Genomic DNA, 24,647 nt, shown 5'->3' with positions numbered 1-24,647 from the left:
TGCTTATTTTTGTTCATTTTGTTCATTTTCACAATCCCAAACATCCCCCGAAATCGTGTTATAGCCCAATAAAGCCCTGTAGGCTAGGTTTTTGGCCTTTTGTTATCTTTTTTATTCATTTTTTATCAAAATTATCGGTGTTCATTATTCTTACTAAAGCATTATATTCGTTTAGTTGAAATATTTAACGCTCACTTACAAAGTGTATGGATGAAATATCTATCTTAAATGAACTCAAAGGATTAATTCTAATTAAGACAGGAATTAGAACAATTACTCCGGCTGATTGCAAAAGGATATCCATTGAAATCAGCAAGACTTTAAATAAGAACGTTAGTGAAACTACCATTAAAAGGTTATTTGGCTTTGCAGTTGTAAAACATAATTTCTCTAAATTCACCATCACCACCTTATCTGAATATGTGAGTGGAGAAAGCCTGGAAAACTGGCCCTCAGCAATAAACATCAATGCAGAAAACACACCATTAAGCTGGACAGCAATTAGAAATAAGGTGAACAAGATCACTGACTTCACATTGAAGGGTGTAAAAAACCGTTCAGGCATGCCCTATAACATGACCATCAGCAGAAAGTTCGCTGAACACGACTTTAACGATTTTTTTAAGAGCAAACATAGCTTTACAGCTTTCATCTCTCAGCCAGGATATGGCAAAACCATCCTGCTCAGTCACCTCGCCGAAAAAGTACTTGCTGACAACGCCCCAAACTACAAAGACTCTACCATTTTGTTCATCCAGGCATATAGCTTCTTTAATGCTGAACAAGCTTCTCTAAATTTTGAGGATCAACTCAAATTACTACTTAACATTTCAAAAAAAGAAAATCTTATCAATTTTATTGATAATAACTATGCTCAATCCGGCGGAAAGTTTGTCATCTTTCTTGATGGCTTCTCTGAGCTTAATCTCAAGAAGGACCTGAAAAAACAGCTGTTCGACAGTATCATCAATTTTCTTTGTGCTATAGAAAATATGGACTCCATTAAACTGGTAATGGGGATGCGCTCTACCACCTGGATCAGGTTCTATGAGCTCATTAGGCATTCTGCTTATCTGAAAACAAAATGGTTCCCGGGAAACTACTTCAATGTGACTGACGTATCTAATGTCCCCTCTCTTACGGAAAAAGAAGTAGACCTTATTATATCAAAGATAGATGGAATTGATATCAGAGAAATTAATCCAAAACTAAAAGTCCAATTAAAATTCCCTTTCCATATACAGCTATACTACCAGCTTCGGGAAGAGGACCCAGACTTCAACTACTCTACCAATATTACTTTTCACGAGCTGATATCACGGTTCATACAGGAGAATATCTACCGTTCTAATTACTATACTGAAAAAATCCTGTTCCTGAAAAAAGTCATACAGCTTACCAGCTATGGAAAAAAAGGAAATTCAGTTCCAAAAGACAATCTCATTGCTGAGCTGTCTGCCTTTAAAAATGCTTATATGGAACTGCTATCGGATGGGATTCTTATGGAAGAAAAACGTTACGAAGACTATCATCCAAGAGAGTTTGTCAGGTTTATTCATCCGCATATATTTGAATATTTTCTATTCATTGAATTGCTTGAGAAATTCCATTTGCAAGTCGACAGGGAATTTTTCCAGTACATACAGACTGAATATGAAACTGATGCAGTCCGGTTCCAGCTCCTGCAATGGACCATACGTTTCATCGTCCGGATCGGAGACCTGAAATCCCTTGCCAATGTATTCCATCTACCTTTAAACCATTTCGAGCATGGCTATTTAATCCTGTTCATTGCCGAAAATCTAAAATATCGGGCGCGGTACAGTACCGACACGGTGCAGCTGCTGAAAGAGCATGATTTGCACGAAACCATTATCAGCGAATTGATCAATTTTGATTTTGTGGATTCAGGGTACAAAGAGGCCATAAGTGTTTTACTGGAGATTGCAGATTCAGAAAAACATACTTTAACCTACCAGGCGATTCTTGCCATAATGGACATTCAAAGCCTGAATCAATCTGCAATAAGCACCCGGCTACAGTTGCTTGAAGGTTTTGATGCCTCTGGCTGGCAGGTAGACCCTTACGAAATCACCTTGCTTGCGCATTCAAAAATAACCGGCAAGCCCGTCGAAAGAAATGAACTGATTACGGGACTGGAGACTTTTAAGTACCCATTTTTTAAGCCTGGAATCACACTTGACACCAGACAAGGAATCATTTATCTATTGACCATAACGTTAAATATATTTTATGGATCTGAGGAAGGAAGCATTCAATTGATCGATACCATCATCAAATTACATCCGGCTGAGTTTTCGAAAAGGTCTGCATTTACCATTTTGATCATGAACCTTAAGGCCCTATCACTTGCCCAGTCTCACCCCGGCAAAGAAGCCGATCGGCTTGAGAGGATTCTTTCTACCCTGCATGAACACAAATCGCGTTTTAAAGTCACGCAATATGCCGAGTCTCTCCTAAAAATGACCCAGGCCTACCAGCTTAAAAATAAGGGAGAATATACCAAAGCGTGTCAGTATTGCGAAGAATGCATACAATTGTTTAAAAGAAATGATCTAAACTTAAACTGCCTGTTGATGTACAATCTGATCATATCTGTCTATTCCGACCTGAATTACATTGCCAAGGTAAATGAGTACAAGTACGAGAGGCTTTGCTTTATGGAGGAGAAAAATATTCCCACTACCCTGTTCACACTTCCAAAGGAATTCACAGATTTCAAACATCATTAACATAAAAAGACCCCTTGAGTTTGTCAAGGGATCTTTTTATCAGTTAGCCTTACTACTATTTTTTATATCCGGCTGCAAGTTGTAATGCATTATAGGCATTTACAATTCCGCCGGTTACACATAGATCTGCGAAAGGAATTGTCTTCACTCCTGATTCACTTTCAACCTCTACCGATTGATCTACTTTCACCACCGATTTCATAATGATATCCTTAACCTGCAAAGCAGTTAATTTCGGATAGTAGGAGCGGATCAACGCAGCTAAACCGGCAACAACAGGAGCCGCCATACTTGTTCCATTCAACTTTTCATACTTTGATCCGGGAACAGTTGAATTGATGTTTACACCAGGTGCAAAAACATCCACTTTGGTTTTACCATAGTTGGAAAAATTGGCCTTGATCTTTCCGTCATTTGTCCAGCCTGAAGCGCCAACCGTAATCCAGGAAGCAGCCTTACCCCCACCTACATAGTCAGGATCAGGAAAATTAGGCTCAACCTCCAGGTCTTTATTGTCGTTACCAGCAGCGTGGACCAGCAAAACATCTTTAGAAACTGCGTACTTCACAGCTTCATCAACAATGGCTTTATCCCAGGAATAAGATTTTCCAAAACTCATGTTGATTACTTTGGCTCCATTGTCCACAGCGTAACGAATGGAATTGGCCACATCCTTATCGCGCTCGTCACCATTTGGTGTACTGCGCACCCCCATAATGACTACATTATCTGCAACACCCTTGATGCCAATATCATTTGTCCGTACCGCACCAATAATACCTGCAACATGAGACCCGTGCTTAGCATCCGGACCAGTTACATCATTGTTCCCATAAAAACGTTCCTTACTGTTGTTAGGATCATCCCCAACAATAGCACGTGGATCATAATCAACATTTAAGTTATATTCGACCTGATTTTTAAAATGTTCAAAACCGGGCAGGATCTGGCTATTGTAAAATTCTTCATAGCTACTGTTCTTTAATTGGCTAACCATAATCCGTTGGATATTGGTTTCCATATCATTTTCAGGTTTGAAAGCCTGAAAATCAGCTACCGTAGGATTTTCCTTACCAATTTTCTTTACTACCGCATCAATAGCCAATTTTATTCCTGAGAAGCGCTCCAGACCAGTCTTTGCTTCTGCAAGTTCCTGTTCCAAAGCAGCTTTATTTTTTTGATAGGTTTCAAATGCAGTAAGGTCACTCGCTTTTACCGAAGTAGCATCAGCATTGCCAAATCTGGCATTGTCCCTTTTTACCAAACGCGTAAGTTCCAGGGTTTCGTAATTAACGGAACCCTTTGATGAGCCTAAAAAATTCCACCCATTTATATCGTCTACATAACCGTTTTTGTCATCGTCTTTACCGTTGCCCGCTTTTTCTTTTTTATTTACCCAGATCAGGGCTTTTAAGTCTTCATGTGCGATATCTACGCCTCCATCCAATACAGCCACTATTACAGGAACAGATTTTTTACCTTTGAGCAATTCGTTATAAGCTTTTTCAGTACTTATGCCAAATGTAGAATCTGCTTTTAAATCAAGGTTTTGCCAGTTTGGTTTCTGGGCAAATGATATAAACGGCAACGCTGTTAGCAACCCCAGATATACCCCCCTGCTGCAGAAAAAATTCATTTTATTCTTATTCATATATATTAAATTTTGATCAAAGTTAATCAATTATAAGACCAAGATTACAATAGGTTATAGGTCAATCTCACCACAAACAGAAAACCAGGGCTATACCCTGGTTTTAATATCAAAAAAATTACCTGTAAATTTTAATGAACTACTTTATCATCCGTTTCCCTGGCAATTACGTCTGCGATTGAAGTCTGCGCGAGTACTTTCAGTGTGGCATCTCTTACATCTATAAAAGTTTTGCGGATTCCGCAGGTCACTTCGTCATGGCATTCATCGCATTTGCGGTAAAACTTAAGGCTTGCGCAAGGAACCATCGCAATAGGCCCGTCGGTAATCCGAAGGATATCCGCCAGGTAAATGTCGTTCGGATCTTTATTTAAGCTATATCCTCCACCCGCTCCTTTTTTGCTATACAAATAACCCGCATTACGCATATCCAGCAGGATCTGTTCCAGAAATTTTCTAGGTATCATTTCCTGCTCTGCCAGCCTCACTATTTGCATTGGAGGATTTTCTCTGTTTTTGCCAAGAGCAACCAGTGCCTTTATTGCATATTTTGTTTTCTTAGACAGCATACTAGCAAAGCTAAGAAAAGATTTATGTATTTATAAAGGTTTCGCTTTACAATCTGTCCTCAGTTCAGGTATACCTCATGTTTGGATGTTTTGGCTGCCTTTATTCCCTAAAATATTTTATGAATACTATGGCTACATATTGTGGAATAAGTCAACAACATTAAAAAACGCAAAACACATTAAACAACTAGTTAAGAGCTATTTATACAAAAAACAAATTTATGGCATCATTATGTACTATATCTAACCGTAATTAATCAGAACAAAAATTTAAAATTATAATTATGAAAAAGATCATTTTATCAGCAGCCATCCTTGCTTTTGCAGGATTAACAACAGTTAAAGCGAATGACATTAAAGTTCCGGTTGCAATTACCGCTCAACAAGACAGTGTAACTAAAACACCTGTTGAAGTTAAGGACCTTCCTGATGCAGTAAAAACCACATTAGCGTCAGATAAATATAAAGAATGGGTTCCTACCGCAGCATTTTTGGTAACAAAAGCTGATAAATCGGAATATTATCAGGTAGATGTTAAAAAACAAGAAGAAACAGCCTCTTTAAAAATAGGTAAAGACGGCGTAGTGATAGAATAGCCCTATATCCCTAATAATAATAACAATTTCACCTTTGCAGAAGCCGGATTTCGTTCCGGCTTTTGTATTTTTGCTATATCTACAGCGAAAATCCCTATGGCAAAAATACTGATCATTGAAGACGATTCCACTTTTTCCCAAGTCCTTGAAGGCTTTCTGACCAAACATGGTCATGAGCCGCATGTTGTGAATGATGTAAAGAAAACTTTTAAGATAATCGGGCAACTGGGCTTTGATCTTTTACTGATAGATTATCGCTTGCCTGACGGAACAGGATTGGATATTCTTGCTCATCTCCTTGAACAAGGAATGCAACAGCCGGTAATTATCATGACCAGCTTTAACGATGTCAGGACTGCAGTGAAGTCGATACAATTGGGCGCTTTCGATTACATTACCAAACCTGTTAATCCCGATGAACTACTGATGATCATCAAAAATGCCCTGGGTAAAAAAGAAAAGGGCCATACGAGCAGGCCAATAGAACACAACGATGCCATAAAGGGCAAAAGCGCAACGGCAGACAAGTTATATGAACACATTAATCTTGTTGCACCCACCGACATGTCGGTAATTATCCAGGGAGAGAGCGGCACCGGAAAGGAATATGCCGCCCGGGCATTGCACATGCAAAGCAAACGGAGCAATAAACCCTTTGTTGCCATAGATTGTGGTGCCCTGTCTAAAGAACTGGCTGCCAGCGAATTGTTTGGCCATGCAAAAGGAGCATTTACCGGAGCCCTTACTGATAAAAAAGGACAATTTGAAGCTGCAGATGGCGGGACATTGTTCCTTGATGAAGTTGGAAATCTCAGCTATGAAGTTCAGGTAAAAATGCTGAGGGCCTTACAGGAAAGAACCGTGCAACCCCTGGGCAGTACAAAAACAGTTAAAGTAAATGTCAGAATCATTACTGCTACTAACGACGACCTAAAAAACAGTGTCGCTAACGGCACCTTTAGGGAAGACCTTTACCATCGGCTCAACGAATTCAAGATTCAACTCCCTGCCCTGAGAGAAAGAGGGAAAGACATCGAACTTTTCATTAGTCATTTCATAAATCTTTCCAACGAAGAGTTGGACAGGAATGTAAAGAACATCTCTGCGGAAGCTAAGGAGCTGTTATTGCAATACGACTGGCCCGGAAACCTGCGTGAATTAAAAAATGTAATCAAGCGCATGGTACTATTGACCCCGGGGGAAACTGCAGAACTTGACTCCCTGCCTGAAGAGATGATCATTTCTGTAAATCAAGCCCCACGACCGCAAACATCTGATCTGAAAGCAATCAATGAAATTAACGAAAAGGCCATCATTATTGAAACCCTTGTAAAAGTTAAATACAATAAATCTAAGGCCGCTAAGCTCCTGAATATCGACCGGAAAACTTTATATAGCAAAATGGAGCGCTACGATATAGAATAAGCTGATGCTTGCTGCTTTACCAAGCTCAATAGCTGATTCAGTTGCTGTAATAACCCAAGCACCTTGTTTTTCTGGTGCAGATCTACGGCCTCATCTCCTGAAAGTGCGATTTCCATCAGCCGGAATTCAGCTGCCAGTTTCTTTGACCCGATCTGGGCAATCCTACCAGCAAGGCGATGGATGATCAGGCTTAAGGTAGCTTTATCATCATTTGTTAAGGCCTCCCTTACCGCTTCACTGTCTGCCAGACAGTCTTCAGAAAACCGCAGCAATATCCTGTTTAGCTGGACTTCATCGTCAAAGGTCATTTTCTTTAATCCGCGGAGGTCAAGCTCTATTCCTGACGCTTGTAGCGATTCGTCTTTCTGCTGAAACACAGCTAAAAACTCATTTTCCTTAAAAGGCTTCATCAACATACCATCGAACCCGTTACCGAGAAGAAACTCCCTCTCATCTGGCAGAACCTGTGCCGTCATCGCAAAGATCTTTACGCCATTGCCTACTCGTTCCCTCATTAACTTACAGAGCTTTATACCTGTCATTTCAGGCATGCGCATATCCATAAGTATGTATTTCACGTTCATGTCCCATTCGGCATTCAACAGCTGGGAAGGTGAATTAAAAAAACGGGCAGTAATTTCGTGTTGTTGAAGAATCAACTCACAAAGATCCAGGATCAGCTGGTCATCATCAACAATCCATACCTTATCCTTGTATACCGGTTTTAAAACATCTGCCGTTTCATATTCCGGCGCTTCGGCAATGGTAAATGTCAGGTAAACAGTAAATACACTTCCTTCATTCTTTTTGCTTTTAACATAAATTCTTCCCCCCTGGTTCTCAATGAGTGCCTTAATGATCGTAAGCCCTAAGCCTGCGCCTGTCTTGTTCACCTCTTCATTTTCATCACCATCAACCTGCTCAAACTCATTGAAAATGAGCCTACTCTCTGCTTCTGTAAGCCCTACCCCGGTATCTTTAACCATGAAGCTGAAATGCAAACGTTCTCCCTGACGCTTATAAAAAACGGACAGGGTAACCTTTCCCGCCGGAGTAAATTTGATGGCATTGCCAAGCAGGTTGTAAAGGATCTGTTTCAACCGGAAAGGATCCCCTTTCATATATTTTTGCCCGTCAAGCACAAAATCAGTACACAATTCCAACGACTTCGATTCTGCCTGGGGCCGGATTACCGAAATAACCTCCTCCAGCAGCTGCTCCATGTGAAAAACCTTTTCTGAAAAGGTAAACCTGCCGGAGATGATCCTGTTGTAATCCAGTACTTCATTCACAATCTGCAGCAAGTGTTCTGAGGAATGGTAAATTGCATCGACATCCTTTTTTTGCGGGCGATCCTGCTTTCTAATCAATTCTGAATAGCCGATAATAGATTGCAACGGGGTCCTGATTTCATGGCTCATATTAGAAAGGAAGCGCTGCTTGGCCATGCTGTGATATTCCGCTTCGTCTTTTGCCTGTTCCAGTTCGTTCCGATACTGATTGCTTCTTGTAATATCGGTTAGAATGAAATACAGCAGCAATACGGTAAGCAAAAAAAACACAAGCATAATGACACTAATGGTATTTATCCCTGTGTTTACCACGTTTTTTGCCTGCATACCATTCAACTCTATCTGAGCGACCACCTCGCTTTCCACTTTGCGTAATACATCCAGCATCTGACTGATCAGCTGGTTATTTGCATTGGCAAGCATAGCCTCCCGGTTTAAAAAACTGGTATTCTTAATGCGTTGTTCCTTTTCAATCACCTTCAAAGACTCACCCAGGTTTCTGGCCATGCGTTCCTCTGCAGACAAAGCTATGGTATCCCGTTTTACCTTCTCTTCATTGACAATCTTAAAAGAATTGTCATTGTTCTTTCTGCGTCCAAAAATTTTGCTGAGAAAACTTCTTGGCCGTTCTTCTGTCGGATAGATGGTCGTTGTAGAAGTTTTCTCTTCAGTGGCGACGATCGTGCTGTCGGTTGGTTCCGAGCCTTTAGAAACAAGTAAATTCAGGTTCTTAACCTGGGCCGAGAAAGCTTTATTATTTACCAGGCGTTCTCTAACTTTAAGATAGTTTATAAACTGCTTATCTCTTTCGGTAAGTAATTTTTTAATGGTTAAAATGCGCGCAAGTTGTAAAGAGTCATCCCGGTAAAGCCTACCCAGTGTATCCAACACCAGTCTTAATTGTCTTGATTCCTTAAAAAGTTTGCCATAATTACCGGGATCATTAAAAGCCTGTTTTTTTTGAAGCTGATCCAGGCTGCTGATTTTCCTGGATATGGCATTTACAATCCTGAGCCTTTCGCTGGGTGCAGAGATGTTCTCAACGGTTGTTAACATCTCTTTAAAGGCTACTTTGCTTACCCCCCAGGCCATAAACAAAGCAAAGCATGCAAGCAACAGGGCAATGATGATCTTTCCTTTAACGGCCTTGAAAAAACTTTTACGGGGTATAGCATTCATCTTTCTTCATTATGAAACGCCTTTATGCGAATCGTATTTTAACCTTCACATTTTACAATGACAAAAAACATGCTACAAATCGGGCAAGCCTTAAAAGGAGCCCAGCGATCGTACTGCTTTGAGGAAATCCCAGGGTTTGGTGGCCCCCTGCTTATGCTCGGCGATAAGCAATCTTGCCAGCAGAGTTAAGCGGGCTTCATTTTCGCTAACCGTCCTGTCGCCCAAGGCCACCAGCTTTTCTATATTTGCCGGATTGGCAGCATCCAGGCCCTCTTTAATACTTTCAAGGCTATTTGGCTCGATGCGGATATAGTTTTCTGCCTTCCCGGCCGAATGGAACAGTTGCTGTAGAAAGAAATCACTCGTTTCTGCGACACCGCTCATCATGATATCCAGAATTGCAGGCACAATGGCCATAGCACTGCTTTTTTTAAAGTGCTCATAATCATATGACCTGCGCGAACGCCCCGTTCCTAGTGAAACCAATAAAATATCATTAATCCGGGTCTGGTTAAATGCTTTGGTTACTTCAATCAATCCGCTTAAAGCCGGATTGGTCGCAAACACTCCTCCATCCAGCAAAGGATAACGGACATTAGCCATTGAATGGATCTCAGCAACGCTGAAATAGGTAGGCGCGGCAGAAGTGGCACGGCACACGTCCCTCAGGTAAAAGTCCCGGGCGTCACCTCTTGCAATGGCACTCTGCTGCCTGAAGAAGTGTGTTTTCCGCAGTTCAATATTATAGGCACTAATGATACAGGGCTTGATGAGTTGACTAAGCCGCGTATCCTGAAAGTAATTTTTTAACACTCCCTCAAAAATCGCACTGTTGTACCGCTCGCCCGCAAGGCCGAATTTTGCCCTTATTCGTTTAAAAAAACTCATTTTAAAAATCTCATTCCCATGCTTAAGGTACAGATCAAGTGCCTCACGGGCAGAGAAACGGGGCCTTGCCGGATTTTCTTCCGAGGGGCATAACAACAAACAGGTAAGAATTCCACCCGTACTGGTGCCCGCAAAAAAATCAAAATAATCGACAATAGCAGCATCCGGGTTTTTACTTTCGCGCTTTAATTTCTCTTCAAGCGCTACCAATATCATCCCGGGTATCACTCCCCTTATTCCGCCGCCGTCAATAGAAAGAATCTTCTTCATCATCAGTAAATATAGGTTTTTGGACATTACTTAGATGTAATTTTTATGTAAATGCTGTCCAAAACAGCTAAAGGTCAAAGCAATAAAAGCCAGAATAGCTGAATATCTAGCCATAAAAATTTACTATTTAATGCCGATTTTTAAAAACCATTTGTATGCTTATGACCAGGCTAAAATCTTTATTTTTTATACTGCTGATGTGTATGGCCATCTGTTCAGCTATCGCCAATTCCACAACAAACCCCGTTACAACTATAGAGATCAGCAAAAACGCAACCCATATTGTAAGGATTACAAATGATACACTTGTGCTCGTTTCCGGAACCACTTACTGCTTTACGGTGGATACACCTGAAGACAAAGGATTGGTTGCTACCACAATTGATGTGCAGCAACTCCCACAGCAGATTCGCTCAAAAGATGGATCATCGCAAAAATATAGCGTAACCGATAAGAAGGGCAATATTAAATCAGATGGGCCCCTACTCAGCGGCGATCAACTCACCGTCACTTCTGCCGATGGACAGCACAGCAAAAAATATTTTATCCTGTTAAAACCTATGGCTGTAGGTGGACAGCTCAGTCTGCAACACCAGCAAGCCACTGTAAACAGCAAAGGCAAACTAACACTTTATTTCAGTGCGGGACAACGAACACCTGATGCGACCGTCAGGATATTTTTACCTGCAGGGATAAATGCAACGATGGACAATACGACGGTAAATGTGATTGGACGCGGTGATGTAAAGTTAAAAGACCTGTCATCTCAATCCATTGGTCGCGTAGGAGGGAATTATTCTTACTCAAAAGTAGGTAATGCACGCATCATGAAACAGAATAATGGTAGTACGGTCCTTGCCTTTGGCAATCTTGATTTCAGGCCATCCAACGGACACGATCTGAAGGTTGTCATCAGCGATGTAAAACTGGATAAAGCCGGTTTATATTCCTTTAAAGCTGATTACACCACCTCAAAACCAGAAATTTTACATAGTGCCGGCATCGGTGCAGAAACGGCTGTACTCACTGTTACCAATCAAGTGAGCGATTTTGAACGCATATTGCATAAAGATCTTCAATATAAGGATATTCCTGAAAACTATACCACTGTCAATTTTACCTGGGGCGCTAACGACAATATCAGTAAATTGGCGTTAATGCAATCCTCCGATAATGGCCAAACCTGGAAGGTTGCAAAGACTGATATAGATCCTAAAAATTCAAAGGCTACTGTTACAGGTCTGGAAAGCAATAAAATGTACCATTTTAAACTGAGGGTAGCAGCAGGACCAAATAAAGGTTTTTCCAATGTGCTGAAGTACTTTTCAGGGAAAATGGACGTGAAAGGTTTTGGCCTGAAGGGCGATGGTAAAGAGGACGAGACAGCGGGAATAAATGCGGCCATAGCCTCATTAAATGAAATGGGCGGGGGCACACTGCTTTTTAGTCCGGGTATCTATAACGTAAGAACTGTTCATCTGAAAAGCAACGTTTATCTTTTTGTAGCCAAAGAGGCCACCATCAGGGCCATTAAAGGTGCTAATGCACCAGAATCAACCTGGTTTAGTGATAAAAAATACCGCTCCGGGCTTTCACCCACGGATGCGGGGCCCTATGCTGATCCGGAAAACTATCTGACCAAACAGGATGTTGGGCACCACTACTTCCGGAACGCTATGTTTTTTGGAGAAAGACTGGACAACATAAAAATTATAGGCAATGGGTTGATCACCGGAAATGGAAATCTGGTGACGAGTGATAAGGTCATGAACAATGCACCTGACAACCGGGCAGATAAAATGTTCAGCCTGAAACTTTGCACCAACCTGGAAATTGGCGGTCTTTACCGCGCTGAGGATCTATGGTATGACCCCGAAAAGGACGAACCCTATTATATTGGCAAAGATGGCTCCAGGCAGTTTAACCTGGACAACATGCTGCACATTGATCGTGCGGGCCACTTTGTACTGCTTGCAACCGGCACAGACCACATCAACGTTCACAACACCTATTTCGCTAAAGAAAATCAGTCCAACGCACGCGACATTTACGACTTTATGGGCTGTAATCATGTAACGGCCACCAATATCTATTCAAAAGTAAGCTCTGATGACATCATTAAGCCAGGCTCTGACTGCGCCCTGGGTTTTACCCGGCCAGCCCGTAATTACAAGGTCAGGAACATCATAGGGGATACCAATTGCAACCTGTTCCAGATTGGATCGGAAACTGCAGATGACATTAAAGACATCTGTGTAGACAACATTTATGTACTTGGCGCAAATAAAGCCGGATTCTCCATTTCCACGAACGACGGTGCGCATATCAGCGATATTCACCTGAACTGCGGACATACCGGAAAGCTACATTCCCGATCTAAAATGTACCGCACCAGAGCGCCTTTTTTTATTTCCATATCCAACAGGGCACGCATTCTTGGAGCTTCTGCTGGCAGGTATAAGTTTATTGAAAATGGGGTACAGCACGATGAACTGCTGATTAAAAACGTAAATATTGGAAAAGTAGAGCATATTATCCTTAATGGAATAGATATCTACGAAGTGTATGGAGGAAGCTCGTATGGGGAAAAAAACGGACGTTGGAAAGCTTACAACGGCACCCAGGATAAGGCCACTCCTATCATTGCCGGATATAAACTCCCAGATACCGAAACAGTAAACGGGGGACTTGATTTTACACTGCCCAACGGCCTGCATACCGGTTACATCTCCAATATCAGCTTTAATGATGTACACATATTGGTAAAAGGCGGCAATGCGGTAGCCGATACGGCAAACCTGGCACCGGAGCTTGGCGTAGGGCAGTACAATGTTGCCAACCTTAAGGTGCAGCCATCTTATGGTATCTGGGCAAGGCATGTAAAAAACCTTACCGTTAAGAACAGTACTTTCAATTACGAAAAGCGCGACAGCAGGTACGCCATTTTTCTGGATGATGTTGTCGGGGCAAACCTATCTTCATTGAAGGTTGTTCGCGCCAGCGACAATAACACAGTAATAAAACTAAAGGATGCATCAGCCCTGAGTACCGAAAACATCATTTATTTCAATGATGAATGGGGCAATTCACCAACAACATTACCGGCTATCCGAGCAGGGTTTTAACCAATTCGTTCACAAATAAGGTAGCTGATTTTTTGCGGTAACCACCTTTCTGCCATAAAATAAAGGCCTGTTTGTAATATTCTTTGCCCGATATCGGGACGGCCACCAGGTTCTCCCAGGTAATAAGGGCCTTCTCGTTAAGAATGGTAGCCCAGTTCCCTTCATCCACCAGCGAAAGCAGGGAGTGTATATTGTTAAGTTCAATCTTTATTAGTGGTAAAAGGTTTGCCTTATGGAATAGCTCATCCAGCAGATCCCTGGAACTAAACCCTTTACTAGGCAAACACAGTTCTATTTTAGCGAGATTGGCCAGAGAAATCTTTTTAAGGTTGGCCAGTGGGTGACGCTTAGATACCACCATCATTATCCTGGATGAAAAAAGATGTTCCATCTCCAGGCTGGTCCGATCACTATCCGTCTGCTCATGAAAGGCAAGAAGCACATCCAGTTCGGCCTGCTTCAGTTTATGCTCCAATTCCGCTGCTGTTCCATATTCGACAACGATCTTAATTCCCGGATATTTAGAAGAAAAAGGTGCCAGGGCAGGTAGCAATACCGAACTGAAGGCAGAGGTTACCCCTATTCTCAATTCACCGATAACCAGGTTATTCAATTCAAAAACTGCCTGCTTCGATTTGTTTACGCTCAATATGATTTGCCGGGCGTGATGGAGAAAAACACTTCCGGCTTCTGTTAGTCTCACATGTTTACCTATTCTATCAAACAGCAACATTCCCAGTTCCTCCTCGAGTTGCTTGATTTGCTGTGACAAGGTAGATTGTGTAACAAAGCATGCTGCAGCTGCTTCGGTAAAGTGTAGAAGTTCAGCAGCTTTAATGAAATAATTGATTTGTCTGATTTCCATATAACGGCAATTATCAATCGTTAAAACTAATCAATATCATTAAAACAATCAATTTTATCTATTTAAATCGAATCCCGAAATTTGTGGCACGTCATTAAAAACAAAAGACACCTATGTTCAGATCATTAAAGTACCGCAATTTTCAACTCTTCTTTTACGGACAATCCATTTCACTTATTGGCACATGGATGCAGAAGACTGCGGTAAGCTGGTTGGTCTACAGATTAACAGATTCGGCTATGATGCTCGGACTGGTGGGTTTTGTAAGCTTAATACCCTCCCTCTTGTTGTCGCCCTACGCGGGTAGTTTAATAGACAGGCATAACCGTTATAAAATTCTGCTCATCACCCAGGTCATTTCCATGCTGCAGGCTGGCGCCCTTGCCCTCCTGATATTCTTTAAGTTCTATAACATTCCACTGATTATTGCCCTAAGCCTTATTCAGGGGATCATCAACGCCTTTGATGTCACCTGCCGACAATCCCTGATGGTAGAAATGGTGGAAGATAAAGATGATCTGCCCAACGCCATTGCCCTGAACTCTACTATGGCCAATCTTGCCCGCATTATGGGCCCGGCCATTGCAGGTGTAATCCTGAGCACCCTGGGTGAAGATTTTTGTTTTATCGGAAATTTTGTAAGTTATATACCCGTGCTCACCTGCCTGATGATGATGAAACTCAACATCAGGGTATTGCCTCATGGTCAAAAAAGCATCTGGACAGAGCTTGAGGAGGGCTTCAGATACATTTCCGGGGATAAGGACCTGAGCAGCATGATTGTAATGATAGGGATCAGCAGCTTGTTTGTTATTCCGTTCAACACCCTGATGCCCATTTTTGCCAAGGATCTTTTTCATGGTGATGCCGGTACTTTCAGCTGGTTTGAAAGTGCAGCCGGCTTAGGTTCAGTTGTTGCGGCCATGTATCTGGCCAACCTAAAATCAGCCAAACCTATCATGAAGATCACCATTATCGCCAGTGCCATATTTGGCGTCAGTCTGATGCTGCTTTCCTGGTCGGGCATTCTGCCATTAGCGCTTGCCTTTATGGGATTAAGCGGACTTGGCATGATGGCACAGACCTCATCCATCAATACGTATATCCAAACACATGCGATTCCCGAAATGAGAGGCAGAGCCATCAGCTACTACGTAATGGCCTACCAGGGTATGATCCCTATCGGGAGCCTCCTGATCGGCTGGACAGCACATGCTTTCGGCCCACGACTGGCGGTTTGCCTATCCGGAATGATCGGCCTGCTGGCAACTATATTGTTTGTATTCTATAAAACAAAATTTTCGCGCCGGCAAGCGGCCGCCCTTCTGTTAAATCACAAATAGAAAGCTTATCTTCATTAAAATTTAATGATAATGAAGACGATCAGGTTAACCCTATTATTGTGGCTATTCAGTGTTACAGCCTTTACGCAGAAAAAAACACACCTGCTGATTGTTACGGGTGGCCATGGCTTTAAGCAGGCACCTTTTTATCAAATGTTTGACGACCTAAATTTTAGCTACGACAAACTGGAACAGCCCAGAGCCAACGAATTGATTGCCGGTGAAGGGGTAGCCCGCTATGATGCCCTCGTCTTTTACGATATGTACAACAGCATTACCGAACAGCAAAAGCAGGCCTACCTGCGGCTGTTACAAAAGGGCAAAGCCATGATATTCCTGCATCATGCACTGGTCTCCTATCAGGACTGGGATGAATTTCAGCGCATCATTGGCGGAAAATACTATGAAAAAGCCACCGTCGTCAATCGCGATACATTTCAATCGACCTACCAGCATGATGTAACCATTCCGGTAAAAATAGAAAACAAGCGCCATCCTGTAACCAGGGGCATTAAAGATTTTGAAATATTTGATGAGGTGTACGGCAAGTTTGGTACCCAACCTGGCATTAAACCTTTGTTGAGTACCAGTCACCCCGGCAGTTCCAGGTATATTGCCTGGACCAACTACTACGGCAACACTGATGTCTTGTTTATCCAATTAGGCCATGGGCCGGAAGCCTTTGCAAATCCCAATTTCAGGAAACTGCTTCAACAGGGCATCAATTGGTCTGTAAAGCAACATAAAAAATAAGTCTTTATTCCTTACACTCAGCAGAACTAAAAATAAACCGGCCTTTGTCAAAGCTGATGGGTTTGCCCTTTACAAAATAAGACCTGCCCATGGTGGTTTCTATCTGTCCAACGCCAAGCACCATTTTACCGTCTTTCTTCAGTAAAGCAAGCGGATTTTTATAAACGGTCTTGTTGGTCTCACCTATTTTAAAGGTATAATCAACGAATAGGGTATCACCACTAAATTTACCCTCAATTTCCCCATCATTTTTCCCCTTCTCTGCATAATTAATGGTCAGATGGCCGCTTACCTTTCCGCTCCCTTTGGTATTTACCACAAGATTTGCGGTGTCTTTGCCATCGGCAGCAACAAAACATTGTTTATTGATCACAGAATCTGTATCCGCGAGATCGCCTTTCTGATCGGTATTAGTATTGCTACCGCAGCTTAACAACAATGGCAAGGCCATAAATGCAAGGTAAAGAGGGGTATTTTTCATTATAAAGTCTTTATTGAACAATTGGTTAATTAGTTACTTAATATACCCAATAAAAATCAAATTGTTTTAAACCCGTATTATTTTTTTGGATATAAAAGACGGAATGCATTAAACAATGCCGGATGTCCAGCCGTGGCATGGTCCTCTTCAGGGAGGTAATCAAAATACACTTTCAGGTATTTAGACTGTCCTTTCTTTATTTTATCTGCCAGCAACCTGGCATCATCTTCCATAATGTGATTTTTTGAGCCATCAATAGAACCCTCCTTACCTACACCGATATAGATTTTGGTTGGAATGGCATAATCCGATTTCAAAATCGCGGGATTGTCATTTAGCAAAGCGCCGTCTTTCCACCATAAACTCGGACTGATAATGATGTAGGCATTGAACAGCGAAGGTTTTGTGAACAATATTTCAGTTGCCAGCAAGCCGCCTAAAGACTGTCCGATAATGGTTTTATCGGAGCTTGTCCTGTACTTTTTTTCGATGAATGGCTGAAGTTCCTTCTCGAGGAAAGCCATAAATTTTTCACTTCCCCCATTCTGAGGGATGATCTTTTGATCGCTTTCCCGTATAGAAGGCGCAGTAAAATCCCTGCGCCTGTTGGTATTGGCAATGCCTACCACTACCGACTGCGGAATCCTGCTGATCCAGGAAAAAGTGTTGTATTGTACCAAGCCCACAACATGGATAAAATCTTCATCAGCAGCTCCGTCCAGCAGGTAAATCACCGGATATCGTTTTTTAAGATCATAGTCCTCCGGCAGGTAAATATTGAGGACCCGGTCTTCCTTCAAAATTTCGGAATGCAACTGATCTACATAGCCAAGACCGAATATTTTGGTATTTTCGGGAATCCATTTAGATTGCGATTTTGCGCCAGAAAGTGCAAAAAAGGTAAACAAGGCAATTAGCAATGTGTTTTTCATGATGTATCGTTTGCGCCCGAAAGCGATGCAACGAAATTAAAAATTCCCCATGGATTTATTGTATTTGCTTTTATACTCCAGGGGCGACATTCCGGTAATTTTACGAAAAACTTCCCGGAATGCCTTTACATCGGCATACCCCACCTCGTACATTACCTCGTTGATCGTTTTACGCGAAGTTTCCAATGCCTTTTTTGCAGACTCAATCTTTACACGCTGCTGATATTCTACGGGTGTATTACCTGTTGCTTTAATAAAGCGACGATCAAAATTCCTCCTTCCAACAGTAAACCTTTTGGAAAGCTGTTCAACAGAAAGCTTCTCTGCAAAATTCTCCTCAATATACTCCTGTGCCTGCCTGATCACTTCATCTCCATGCGATTTTTGCCCACTGAAAATGACAAAATCAGATTGCGTTTGCCGGTCGATGTCAATCTGAAAAATCTTGGAACAATAAATCGCCGTTTGCCGGTCGTAATATTTTTCAACCAGATAAATCAACAGGTTCAAAAACGAGTAGCCCCCACCATTGGTATAAATACCCTCCTCGTCTGTAATCAGTTTTTCAGCTTTTAAGTTTACCTTGGGAAATAGCGTTCGGAAATTTGCAGCAGCATTCCAGTGAATAGAGCAACTTTTTTTATCCAGCAAGCCCGTCGAAGCCAGTATATACGCGCCGGTACACATGCTGGCAACCTCAGCCCCTATTTTATACTGTTTAAGAATCCAATCTACAAGTACGGCATTGCCCGCTTCCACTTCTTTAAAAGCCGCCGCAATTGCAGGAATAATAATCAGATCGGTTTTGTGTATCGTATCCACATGCACCTGTGGCATAATGGTTAGCAAACCATTCACAAAACTCGACTGCCCCGTTACCCCGGCCAGTTCAATACTGAACACCTCTGGCTGGTTATGTTGATTCCTATATTTATTGGCCTCAGTAAAAATGTGGTAAGCCCCCACTATGCAGGATAAGGTATTAGGGCCAGCCTGGACATCCGGTACCAGTATACTGAGGTGTTTCATAGCTATTGATCTGTATGACAAAGTTAAACAAGTCAACTGTCTAAATCAACCCCTTATAAAGTCTATTTTACACCCTACTTAAGTCCTAACCCATTCGTAAATTTGACCTAACAAAATGAAAACTTGACAATTACATATCAAAAAGCCCAAAGATGAAACAAGAAGATTTCACAACAGAAATTACCGTAGATGCTACCCCCGAACAGGTATTCAAGGCCATCAATAACGTCCGCGGATGGTGGTCAGAAAACATTGAAGGATCTACTGACAAAATCAATGATGAGTTTTTGTACCATTACCAGGATGTACATCGCTGTAAAATAAAAATTACGGACATGGAAATGAACACCAGGGTAACCTGGCATGTGCTAGATAACTATTTTAAGTTTACTACCGACAAAACGGAATGGAAAGACACCTATGTAACCTTTGAACTCACCAAAAAGGGAGGAAAGACAGCATTAAAATTCACGCACAAAGGCCTGGTTCCTACCTATGAATGTTACCAGGTTTGCCACGATGCGTGGACACATTACATACAGGGCAGCTTAAAAATGCTCATTACAACAGGCGCAGGTAAGCCTACACCAAAAGAAACCACAGCGGACGTTACCAGCCAATCTATCGAAACCCCTGACCAGCAGGCTACAAAAAGCATTTACCACAGGCTATTGATTACCGTACCTATAGAAACAGTTTATGAAGCCATCACCACACAGAAAGGGCTGGCTGGCTGGTGGACACCAGATACGATTGCAAAGCCGGAAACCGGAAGCACACTGAGGTTCGGTTTTGGCCCCGATTATTTCAAAGAGATGGAGGTAACGGAACTCAGGCCTTATAGCCTGGTTAAATGGCGCTGCTTAAAAGCCTTTGAGGACTGGATCGGCACTACGCTCACTTTTGAACTGGAAGCGCATAAAAAAGGCTGTATTTTATTATTTCATCATGATGGCTGGGCAGCATACACACCAGAATTTGCAAGCTGCAGCTTTGACTGGGCGCTTTTTTTCAGGAGCCTGAAATCGCTTTGCGAAACCGGAAAGGGTTTCCCTTATCCGGAGTTTAATAAATAATAATACAGACAATATGGTACAGGTTGATCAGGAGTTGCCTTTACCCTGCTGCTCTTGCTGAAACCGATTTTCAAGAAAGATGATGGCGAAAACATGGTCTACCTATTCAAAACAGCCACTTTGCCCCGGAATGAGGGGATCAGCTTAAATGCGGAATCAGATAAGCACGATATAATGTACTGTTAAGCTATATGTCTAATTAAGGTTAAGTAAATACCAAATCAAGGGCTGATCTGAGTCCGCTTCGAAACTTATCGGGATAATGAGTACCTTTTCCCCGCCAAACCTGGAGCAAACTTGGATAAGCCCCTGATCTGCCCAATAGTTGGTGTTGGTTTGGCCGCTGGAAAAACAGAAGACCTTACTCAATCTCTAATGCAGTCTCTTTTTTAATCTCTTTTAAGATGAAGCTACTGTTCAGATTAGATACATTGGAAAAGGTAGACAGATGTTGCATCACAAATTCGTGGTAATCGTTTACATCCTTTACGGCAATTTTAAGCACATAATCCTGACTGCCGGCAATGCACATCACTTCCAGCACTTCGTTGAGAGAAACTACAGCCTCTTCAAATTGTTTTAGGGTGTCTAACGATTGCTGTTTCAAGGTAACGTGACAAAGGACCAGGAGATGCTTGCCCAGTTTAACACGATTTACCAGGGCCACATATTTATCGATGTAACCATCTTGCTTTAGCCTTTTGATGCGTTCGTAGGTAGGAGAAACGCTAAGGCCTATCTGCGCTGCAATGTCTTTAGCTGCCAGGGCAGCATCTTTTTGTAGGATGTTAAGTATCTGCTTGTCAAAGTTATCCAGTTCGCCTGCCATAAATTTTACTGTTAAAATGGATGATGGTATCGACGTTAAGTTAAAATAACTGTAAATATCTATAAAATCAGATAATATTACTGAATTTTATTATTAGCATCGTTTTAATCCTTGTAAATGTACTTTTGTGGCATAAATATTTTTTATGCAAACCAAATTAAATTCTGTCGACTTTGAACGTTTAAATGCTTACATGAAAAAGGCCGAAAAGCGTTCTGAACATTTTATCGGCTATCCGATTGCCAGGGATTTTGACTATTCTGAATTGTATCCGCTATTGAAGCTCCCCTTGAACAATGTAGGTGATCCGCAAGTTGAATCTACATACGATCTCAATTCAAGGTCACTTGAACAGGAAGTACTGCAGTTCTTTGCGCAATTGTTTAATGCTCCCCAAAACAACTGGTGGGGGTATGTGACCAATGGTGGTTCGGAAGGCAATTTATATGGCCTTTATGTAGCACGGGAGCTGTATCCTAATGGGATTGTTTACTACTCTGAATCTACTCACTATAGTGTCCAAAAGAATATTCAACTGCTCAACCTGAGAAGTATCGTTATCAGTACCCAGGAAAACGGAGAGATGGATTACAACGATCTGAAGCAGATGATACAGATGCATCGTGATCAGCCAGTGATTATTCTGGCCAATATTGGCACTACGATGACCGAAGCTAAGGATGATTTGACTGAAATAAAGAGCATCCTGCGCCAGCTGGCTGTAAAAAACCAGTACATCCATTGTGATGCCGCTTTGGCTGGAACTTACAGTGCCGTGCTGGATTTAAAGCCGGGCTTTGATTTTAGCTGTGGTTCCGACAGCTTGGCTATCAGTGGCCATAAATTTATAGGCTCACCAATTCCATGTGGCTTGGTGTTGGTTAAAAAGAACTATAAGGAAAGGATTGGCAGGGCTGTACCTTATATAGGTACCGTAGATACTACCATCACCGGCAGTAGAAATGGGCACAGTCCGGTTTTTTTATGGTATGCCATCAAAAAGATGGGTATAGATGGCTTGAGACAGCGGGCGCTGGAAAGCCTGGAAGTTGCCGCCTACGCAGTTGAAAAGCTAAATGAGATCGGTTTTGGCGCCTGGAGAAACCCTTCAGCGCTCACCGTGGTGTTTCCGCAGCCCTCACTTAAAATATGTCTGAAATGGCAGATTGCCACAGAGAACGGGCAAAGCCATATCATCTGTATGCCTGGTATTACCAGGAAAAAAATAGATGAGTTTGTATCTGATCTGGTGACCGAAATGGAACCCATGGTATAAAAAGAAAGGCCCGTACATTTTGTACGGGCCTTTCTTTTAGATTATTGTTAAAGAACTATCTTCTGTCTCCGAATATTCTTAACAACGACAAGAATATATTGATGAAGGTAACGTAAAGAGACATGGCTCCTATAATTGCCAGTTTTTTAGAATCAGCATCCAGAATCTGTGCACCGCTTTCCTCTATTCCCTGCCCTATCCTTTTTAACATTTGAACATGATATGCTGTTAAAGCTGTAAAAATAGCAATACCCACATACGCCATGAACAAGCTAAAGTTTGCGCTTTGAATAAAGACATTTAATATACTTGCTATAATAAGTCCTATCACACCAATCATTAATATAGGACCAAATTTGCTTAAATCTATGTTGGTGGTATATCCCATAAAGGCCATGATGCCAAATATTCCTGCTGCACCGGCAAAGCAACTGATAATAGAAGCTGAAGTGTATACTAATAAAACTGTGCTAAGACTGATACCTAATAAGGCAGCAAACAGAATGAACAGGCCAACTATAGCACCATAGGAGAATCGGCTTAGCCCGAAGTTCATTGCCAATGAAATCCCCAAAGGTGAAAGCATTACTATCCAGCCAAGAATATTTGGCTTACCCGTCTGGGCACTAAAAAAAGTATAAAGTAATTCCGAATTGGTTGCCAGATAAAATGCAACGGCTGTTGAAACACTCAAAGCCACAAACATCCAAAGGAATACATTGGCAAAGAATTTTTTGGCAACTTTACCCGTTATATCTTCTACAAAAACGGATTGTTTTGACCAATCTTGATTGTTGTTGTCCATAATTATTATAAATTTATTTAAAGATACTTATTGTTTTTACTTATACAAAAGCTATGCCCCAAGCCTTTTTGTCAGGGTTTCTTCAACTTTTTTGAAGAATTGAAGAGGTTTTAAAGTCCTCCATGCCAAATCGTCAAGCTGTCCACCAAAATTAATATAGTAGTCAATATTGTTGTTCCGGAACTCATCAATTACATGCGGCTGGAAATTGATGCCCGTAATCCAGCCATCTTCTACCTCCTGAAACCACTCTTCGTAGTAGCTGTCTTCAGAGGAATGGAAGTTCAGGACATTTTCGCCGATCAGAATGAACTTATTGATACCTTCGTCCATCATGAGTTCCAAAATCTCACGCTTCAAAAGCATAATATCGTTACCTATTGCATCGTTCCATTCCCCTATGAGCTCAATAATAGCGTATTGCCTGTCGTAATCAACAAACAATACTTTCAAGTATAAGGTAGCTGATCCAAAATCATCCCACTGCGGATGGATCAGGAAGTTGTAGAGCTGTTTATCGAAATAAAACTCCGAATACTCCGTATTGTAAAAAGGCGAACGATCATCTTCGGCAGCAATATAATCATCGCGCCAAAGATAAAAAGGTTCAATTTCGTGCATGGTCCGGAATTTTACTTGTGGCTGGCCTCAACCGCCTTGCGGACACTCCCATAACGGATCAGCAGGTCGGCAGCATGGTCATGGTCTATATTCAGTTCGTCCATTACCATTTGCGTACCCCGGTCAACCAGTTTATGGTTGGTCAGCTGCATGTCTACCATCTTGTTCCCTTTTACCCTGCCCAGCCTGATCATAACCGTCGTGCTCAACATATTCAACACCAATTTTTGTGCGGTTCCCGACTTCATGCGCGTTGATCCGGTTAAGAACTCCGGGCCTACAACTACTTCTACCGGGTAGTCACTTTCACCTGCAATGGGGCCACCCTCATTACAAACAATACACCCGGTAAGCACACCGTTTTCACGCGCGGTATGCAGTCCACCAATGACATAAGGCGTGGTACCTGAGGCCGCAAGACCAACCAGGCAGTCTTTTTCATTGATCTTATACTCCTGCAAATCAATCCAGGCTTGTGCTGCATCATCTTCGGCATTTTCAACCGCTTTTCTGATCGCGGTGTCGCCCCCGGCAATGATGCCAACCACCCAGTCGAAAGGCACACCAAATGTAGGTGGACATTCGGAAGCATCAACTACTCCCAAACGACCGCTTGTGCCTGCCCCGATGTAAAATAATCTACCCCCGTTGATCATACGCTCAGCTACGGCAGAAGCCAGCTTTTCTATTTGAGGAATTGCTTTTTCTACAGCCTGGGGAACAATTTTATCTTCATTATTTATGCCTGTCAGAATCTCCAGTACCGACATTTTGTCGATGTCGTGGTACTTTGATTCCTGCTCGGTTACTCTAATCATAATGCTGTGTTTTCTTTAATTTTTGCTCATTTTCCGATTACCTCACGGCAAGCCTTTCACATAAGTCGCTT

Annotated in this window: 20 protein-coding genes; 8 read left to right on the top strand and 12 right to left on the bottom strand. The window is 42.0% G+C overall.

The annotated features are described in order from the left end of the window. Nucleotides 1-206 precede the first annotated feature (206 nt). Nucleotides 207-2,753: an NACHT domain-containing protein gene (locus B9A91_RS13530; RefSeq protein WP_084239353.1), complete on the top strand. Its 2,547-nt coding sequence runs from the start codon at nt 207-209 to the stop codon at nt 2,751-2,753. A 55-nt stretch (nt 2,754-2,808) separates the two neighbouring features. Here the strand turns inward: B9A91_RS13530 and B9A91_RS13525 are convergent, their stop codons facing one another. Together B9A91_RS13525 and B9A91_RS13520 are read right to left on the bottom strand one after the other, a co-directional pair. Beyond that, the gene (locus B9A91_RS13525) at nt 2,809-4,404 is read right to left on the bottom strand and encodes a S8 family peptidase (protein ID WP_084239352.1); all 1,596 of its coding nucleotides are present in this window, start codon (nt 4,402-4,404) and stop codon (nt 2,809-2,811) included. Between the two features lie 131 nt (nt 4,405-4,535). Beyond that, a complete protein-coding gene (locus tag B9A91_RS13520; protein WP_084239351.1) occupies nt 4,536-4,973 on the bottom strand; it encodes an RrF2 family transcriptional regulator in 438 nt (145 codons plus the stop codon). Nucleotides 4,974-5,257: 284 nt separating this feature from the next. On the opposite strand from B9A91_RS13520, the gene B9A91_RS13515 reads away from it, so the two are divergent. Further along, complete coding sequence (locus B9A91_RS13515; protein ID WP_084239350.1) at nt 5,258-5,569, top strand: hypothetical protein; 312 nt, start codon at nt 5,258-5,260, stop codon at nt 5,567-5,569. Between the two features lie 96 nt (nt 5,570-5,665). Next, the gene (locus B9A91_RS13510; protein ID WP_084239349.1) at nt 5,666-6,994 is read left to right on the top strand and encodes a sigma-54-dependent transcriptional regulator; all 1,329 of its coding nucleotides are present in this window, start codon (nt 5,666-5,668) and stop codon (nt 6,992-6,994) included. Here the strand turns inward: B9A91_RS13510 and B9A91_RS13505 are convergent. Beyond that, nucleotides 6,979-9,465, bottom strand: a complete 2,487-nt coding sequence (locus B9A91_RS13505; RefSeq protein WP_084239348.1) for an ATP-binding protein — start codon at nt 9,463-9,465, stop codon at nt 6,979-6,981. The genes B9A91_RS13510 and B9A91_RS13505 overlap by 16 nt on opposite strands. A 90-nt stretch (nt 9,466-9,555) precedes the next feature. Beyond that, nucleotides 9,556-10,626, bottom strand: a complete 1,071-nt coding sequence (locus tag B9A91_RS13500; RefSeq protein WP_235012548.1) for a patatin-like phospholipase family protein — start codon at nt 10,624-10,626, stop codon at nt 9,556-9,558. Between the two features lie 158 nt (nt 10,627-10,784). Here B9A91_RS13500 and B9A91_RS13495 point away from each other — a divergent pair, with 158 nt between their 5' ends. Further along, nucleotides 10,785-13,748: an endopygalactorunase gene (locus tag B9A91_RS13495; protein ID WP_084239347.1), complete on the top strand. Its 2,964-nt coding sequence runs from the start codon at nt 10,785-10,787 to the stop codon at nt 13,746-13,748. On the opposite strand, the gene B9A91_RS13490 is transcribed toward B9A91_RS13495, so the two are convergent. Next, the gene (locus tag B9A91_RS13490; protein WP_084239346.1) at nt 13,729-14,613 is read right to left on the bottom strand and encodes a LysR substrate-binding domain-containing protein; all 885 of its coding nucleotides are present in this window, start codon (nt 14,611-14,613) and stop codon (nt 13,729-13,731) included. The two genes, B9A91_RS13495 and B9A91_RS13490, sit on opposite strands and share 20 nt — an antisense overlap. Nucleotides 14,614-14,726: 113 nt before the next feature. Between B9A91_RS13490 and B9A91_RS13485 the strand changes: the two genes are divergently transcribed. Further along, nucleotides 14,727-15,956, top strand: coding sequence for an MFS transporter (locus B9A91_RS13485; protein WP_084239345.1), 1,230 nt, complete (start codon nt 14,727-14,729; stop codon nt 15,954-15,956). A gap of 30 nt (nt 15,957-15,986) precedes the next feature. Continuing rightward, entirely contained in the window at nt 15,987-16,709 is a 723-nt protein-coding gene (locus B9A91_RS13480; RefSeq protein ID WP_084239344.1) for a ThuA domain-containing protein, read from the top strand. A 4-nt stretch (nt 16,710-16,713) separates the two neighbouring features. Here the strand turns inward: B9A91_RS13480 and B9A91_RS13475 are convergent, their stop codons facing one another. The 3 genes from B9A91_RS13475 to B9A91_RS13465 form a co-directional block, all read right to left on the bottom strand. Beyond that, a complete protein-coding gene (locus tag B9A91_RS13475) occupies nt 16,714-17,190 on the bottom strand; it encodes a hypothetical protein (protein WP_084239343.1) in 477 nt (158 codons plus the stop codon). 77 nt (nt 17,191-17,267) lie between these two features. Beyond that, nucleotides 17,268-18,122 (bottom strand): alpha/beta hydrolase, encoded by an 855-nt coding sequence (locus tag B9A91_RS13470; protein ID WP_084239342.1) that lies wholly within the window; start codon nt 18,120-18,122, stop codon nt 17,268-17,270. A gap of 36 nt (nt 18,123-18,158) precedes the next feature. After that, on the bottom strand, nt 18,159-19,151 hold the full coding sequence (locus tag B9A91_RS13465) for a GlxA family transcriptional regulator (protein WP_084239341.1): 993 nt from the start codon (nt 19,149-19,151) through the stop codon (nt 18,159-18,161). 152 nt (nt 19,152-19,303) lie between these two features. Between B9A91_RS13465 and B9A91_RS13460 the strand changes: the two genes are divergently transcribed. Then, complete coding sequence (locus B9A91_RS13460) at nt 19,304-20,227, top strand: SRPBCC family protein (RefSeq protein WP_084239340.1); 924 nt, start codon at nt 19,304-19,306, stop codon at nt 20,225-20,227. A 361-nt stretch (nt 20,228-20,588) separates the two neighbouring features. Here the strand turns inward: B9A91_RS13460 and B9A91_RS13455 are convergent, their stop codons facing one another. Continuing rightward, nucleotides 20,589-21,056 (bottom strand): Lrp/AsnC family transcriptional regulator, encoded by a 468-nt coding sequence (locus tag B9A91_RS13455; RefSeq protein ID WP_084239339.1) that lies wholly within the window; start codon nt 21,054-21,056, stop codon nt 20,589-20,591. Nucleotides 21,057-21,201: 145 nt separating this feature from the next. Between B9A91_RS13455 and B9A91_RS13450 the strand changes: the two genes are divergently transcribed. Beyond that, a complete protein-coding gene (locus B9A91_RS13450) occupies nt 21,202-22,332 on the top strand; it encodes a histidine decarboxylase (protein ID WP_084239338.1) in 1,131 nt (376 codons plus the stop codon). Nucleotides 22,333-22,387: 55 nt separating this feature from the next. Here the strand turns inward: B9A91_RS13450 and B9A91_RS13445 are convergent, their stop codons facing one another. The 3 genes from B9A91_RS13445 to murQ are packed head-to-tail and all read right to left on the bottom strand — an operon-like array spanning nt 22,388 to nt 24,576. Continuing rightward, on the bottom strand, nt 22,388-23,137 hold the full coding sequence (locus B9A91_RS13445; protein ID WP_084239337.1) for a Bax inhibitor-1/YccA family protein: 750 nt from the start codon (nt 23,135-23,137) through the stop codon (nt 22,388-22,390). Nucleotides 23,138-23,188: 51 nt separating this feature from the next. Next, on the bottom strand, nt 23,189-23,758 hold the full coding sequence (locus tag B9A91_RS13440) for a hypothetical protein (protein ID WP_084239336.1): 570 nt from the start codon (nt 23,756-23,758) through the stop codon (nt 23,189-23,191). Nucleotides 23,759-23,769: 11 nt separating this feature from the next. Next, nucleotides 23,770-24,576, bottom strand: coding sequence for an N-acetylmuramic acid 6-phosphate etherase (murQ, locus tag B9A91_RS13435; protein ID WP_084239335.1), 807 nt, complete (start codon nt 24,574-24,576; stop codon nt 23,770-23,772). Between the last annotated feature and the right edge of the window lie 71 nt (nt 24,577-24,647).

Source organism: Pedobacter africanus, assembly GCF_900176535.1.
In the GTDB taxonomy this organism is placed as follows: Bacteria; Bacteroidota; Bacteroidia; order Sphingobacteriales; family Sphingobacteriaceae; genus Pedobacter; species Pedobacter africanus.
This window is presented reverse-complemented; position numbering and strand designations above follow the sequence as displayed.

Excerpts from the sequence above, each read along its gene's own strand:
- B9A91_RS13530 (WP_084239353.1), top strand. The coding sequence starts at position 207 with ATGGATGAAATATCTATCTTAAATGAACTCAAAGGATTAATTCTAATT.
- B9A91_RS13445 (WP_084239337.1), bottom strand. The coding sequence starts at position 23,137 with ATGGACAACAACAATCAAGATTGGTCAAAACAATCCGTTTTTGTAGAA.
- B9A91_RS13510 (WP_084239349.1), top strand. The coding sequence starts at position 5,666 with ATGGCAAAAATACTGATCATTGAAGACGATTCCACTTTTTCCCAAGTC.
- B9A91_RS13465 (WP_084239341.1), bottom strand. The coding sequence starts at position 19,151 with ATGAAACACCTCAGTATACTGGTACCGGATGTCCAGGCTGGCCCTAAT.
- B9A91_RS13505 (WP_084239348.1), bottom strand. The coding sequence starts at position 9,465 with ATGAATGCTATACCCCGTAAAAGTTTTTTCAAGGCCGTTAAAGGAAAG.
- B9A91_RS13520 (WP_084239351.1), bottom strand. The coding sequence starts at position 4,973 with ATGCTGTCTAAGAAAACAAAATATGCAATAAAGGCACTGGTTGCTCTT.
- B9A91_RS13515 (WP_084239350.1), top strand. The coding sequence starts at position 5,258 with ATGAAAAAGATCATTTTATCAGCAGCCATCCTTGCTTTTGCAGGATTA.
- B9A91_RS13460 (WP_084239340.1), top strand. The coding sequence starts at position 19,304 with ATGAAACAAGAAGATTTCACAACAGAAATTACCGTAGATGCTACCCCC.
- B9A91_RS13470 (WP_084239342.1), bottom strand. The coding sequence starts at position 18,122 with ATGAAAAACACATTGCTAATTGCCTTGTTTACCTTTTTTGCACTTTCT.
- B9A91_RS13455 (WP_084239339.1), bottom strand. The coding sequence starts at position 21,056 with ATGGCAGGCGAACTGGATAACTTTGACAAGCAGATACTTAACATCCTA.
- B9A91_RS13525 (WP_084239352.1), bottom strand. The coding sequence starts at position 4,404 with ATGAATAAGAATAAAATGAATTTTTTCTGCAGCAGGGGGGTATATCTG.
- B9A91_RS13480 (WP_084239344.1), top strand. The coding sequence starts at position 15,987 with ATGAAGACGATCAGGTTAACCCTATTATTGTGGCTATTCAGTGTTACA.
- B9A91_RS13500 (WP_235012548.1), bottom strand. The coding sequence starts at position 10,626 with ATGATGAAGAAGATTCTTTCTATTGACGGCGGCGGAATAAGGGGAGTG.
- murQ (WP_084239335.1), bottom strand. The coding sequence starts at position 24,576 with ATGATTAGAGTAACCGAGCAGGAATCAAAGTACCACGACATCGACAAA.
- B9A91_RS13485 (WP_084239345.1), top strand. The coding sequence starts at position 14,727 with ATGTTCAGATCATTAAAGTACCGCAATTTTCAACTCTTCTTTTACGGA.
- B9A91_RS13490 (WP_084239346.1), bottom strand. The coding sequence starts at position 14,613 with ATGGAAATCAGACAAATCAATTATTTCATTAAAGCTGCTGAACTTCTA.
- B9A91_RS13450 (WP_084239338.1), top strand. The coding sequence starts at position 21,202 with ATGCAAACCAAATTAAATTCTGTCGACTTTGAACGTTTAAATGCTTAC.
- B9A91_RS13475 (WP_084239343.1), bottom strand. The coding sequence starts at position 17,190 with ATGAAAAATACCCCTCTTTACCTTGCATTTATGGCCTTGCCATTGTTG.
- B9A91_RS13440 (WP_084239336.1), bottom strand. The coding sequence starts at position 23,758 with ATGCACGAAATTGAACCTTTTTATCTTTGGCGCGATGATTATATTGCT.
- B9A91_RS13495 (WP_084239347.1), top strand. The coding sequence starts at position 10,785 with ATGACCAGGCTAAAATCTTTATTTTTTATACTGCTGATGTGTATGGCC.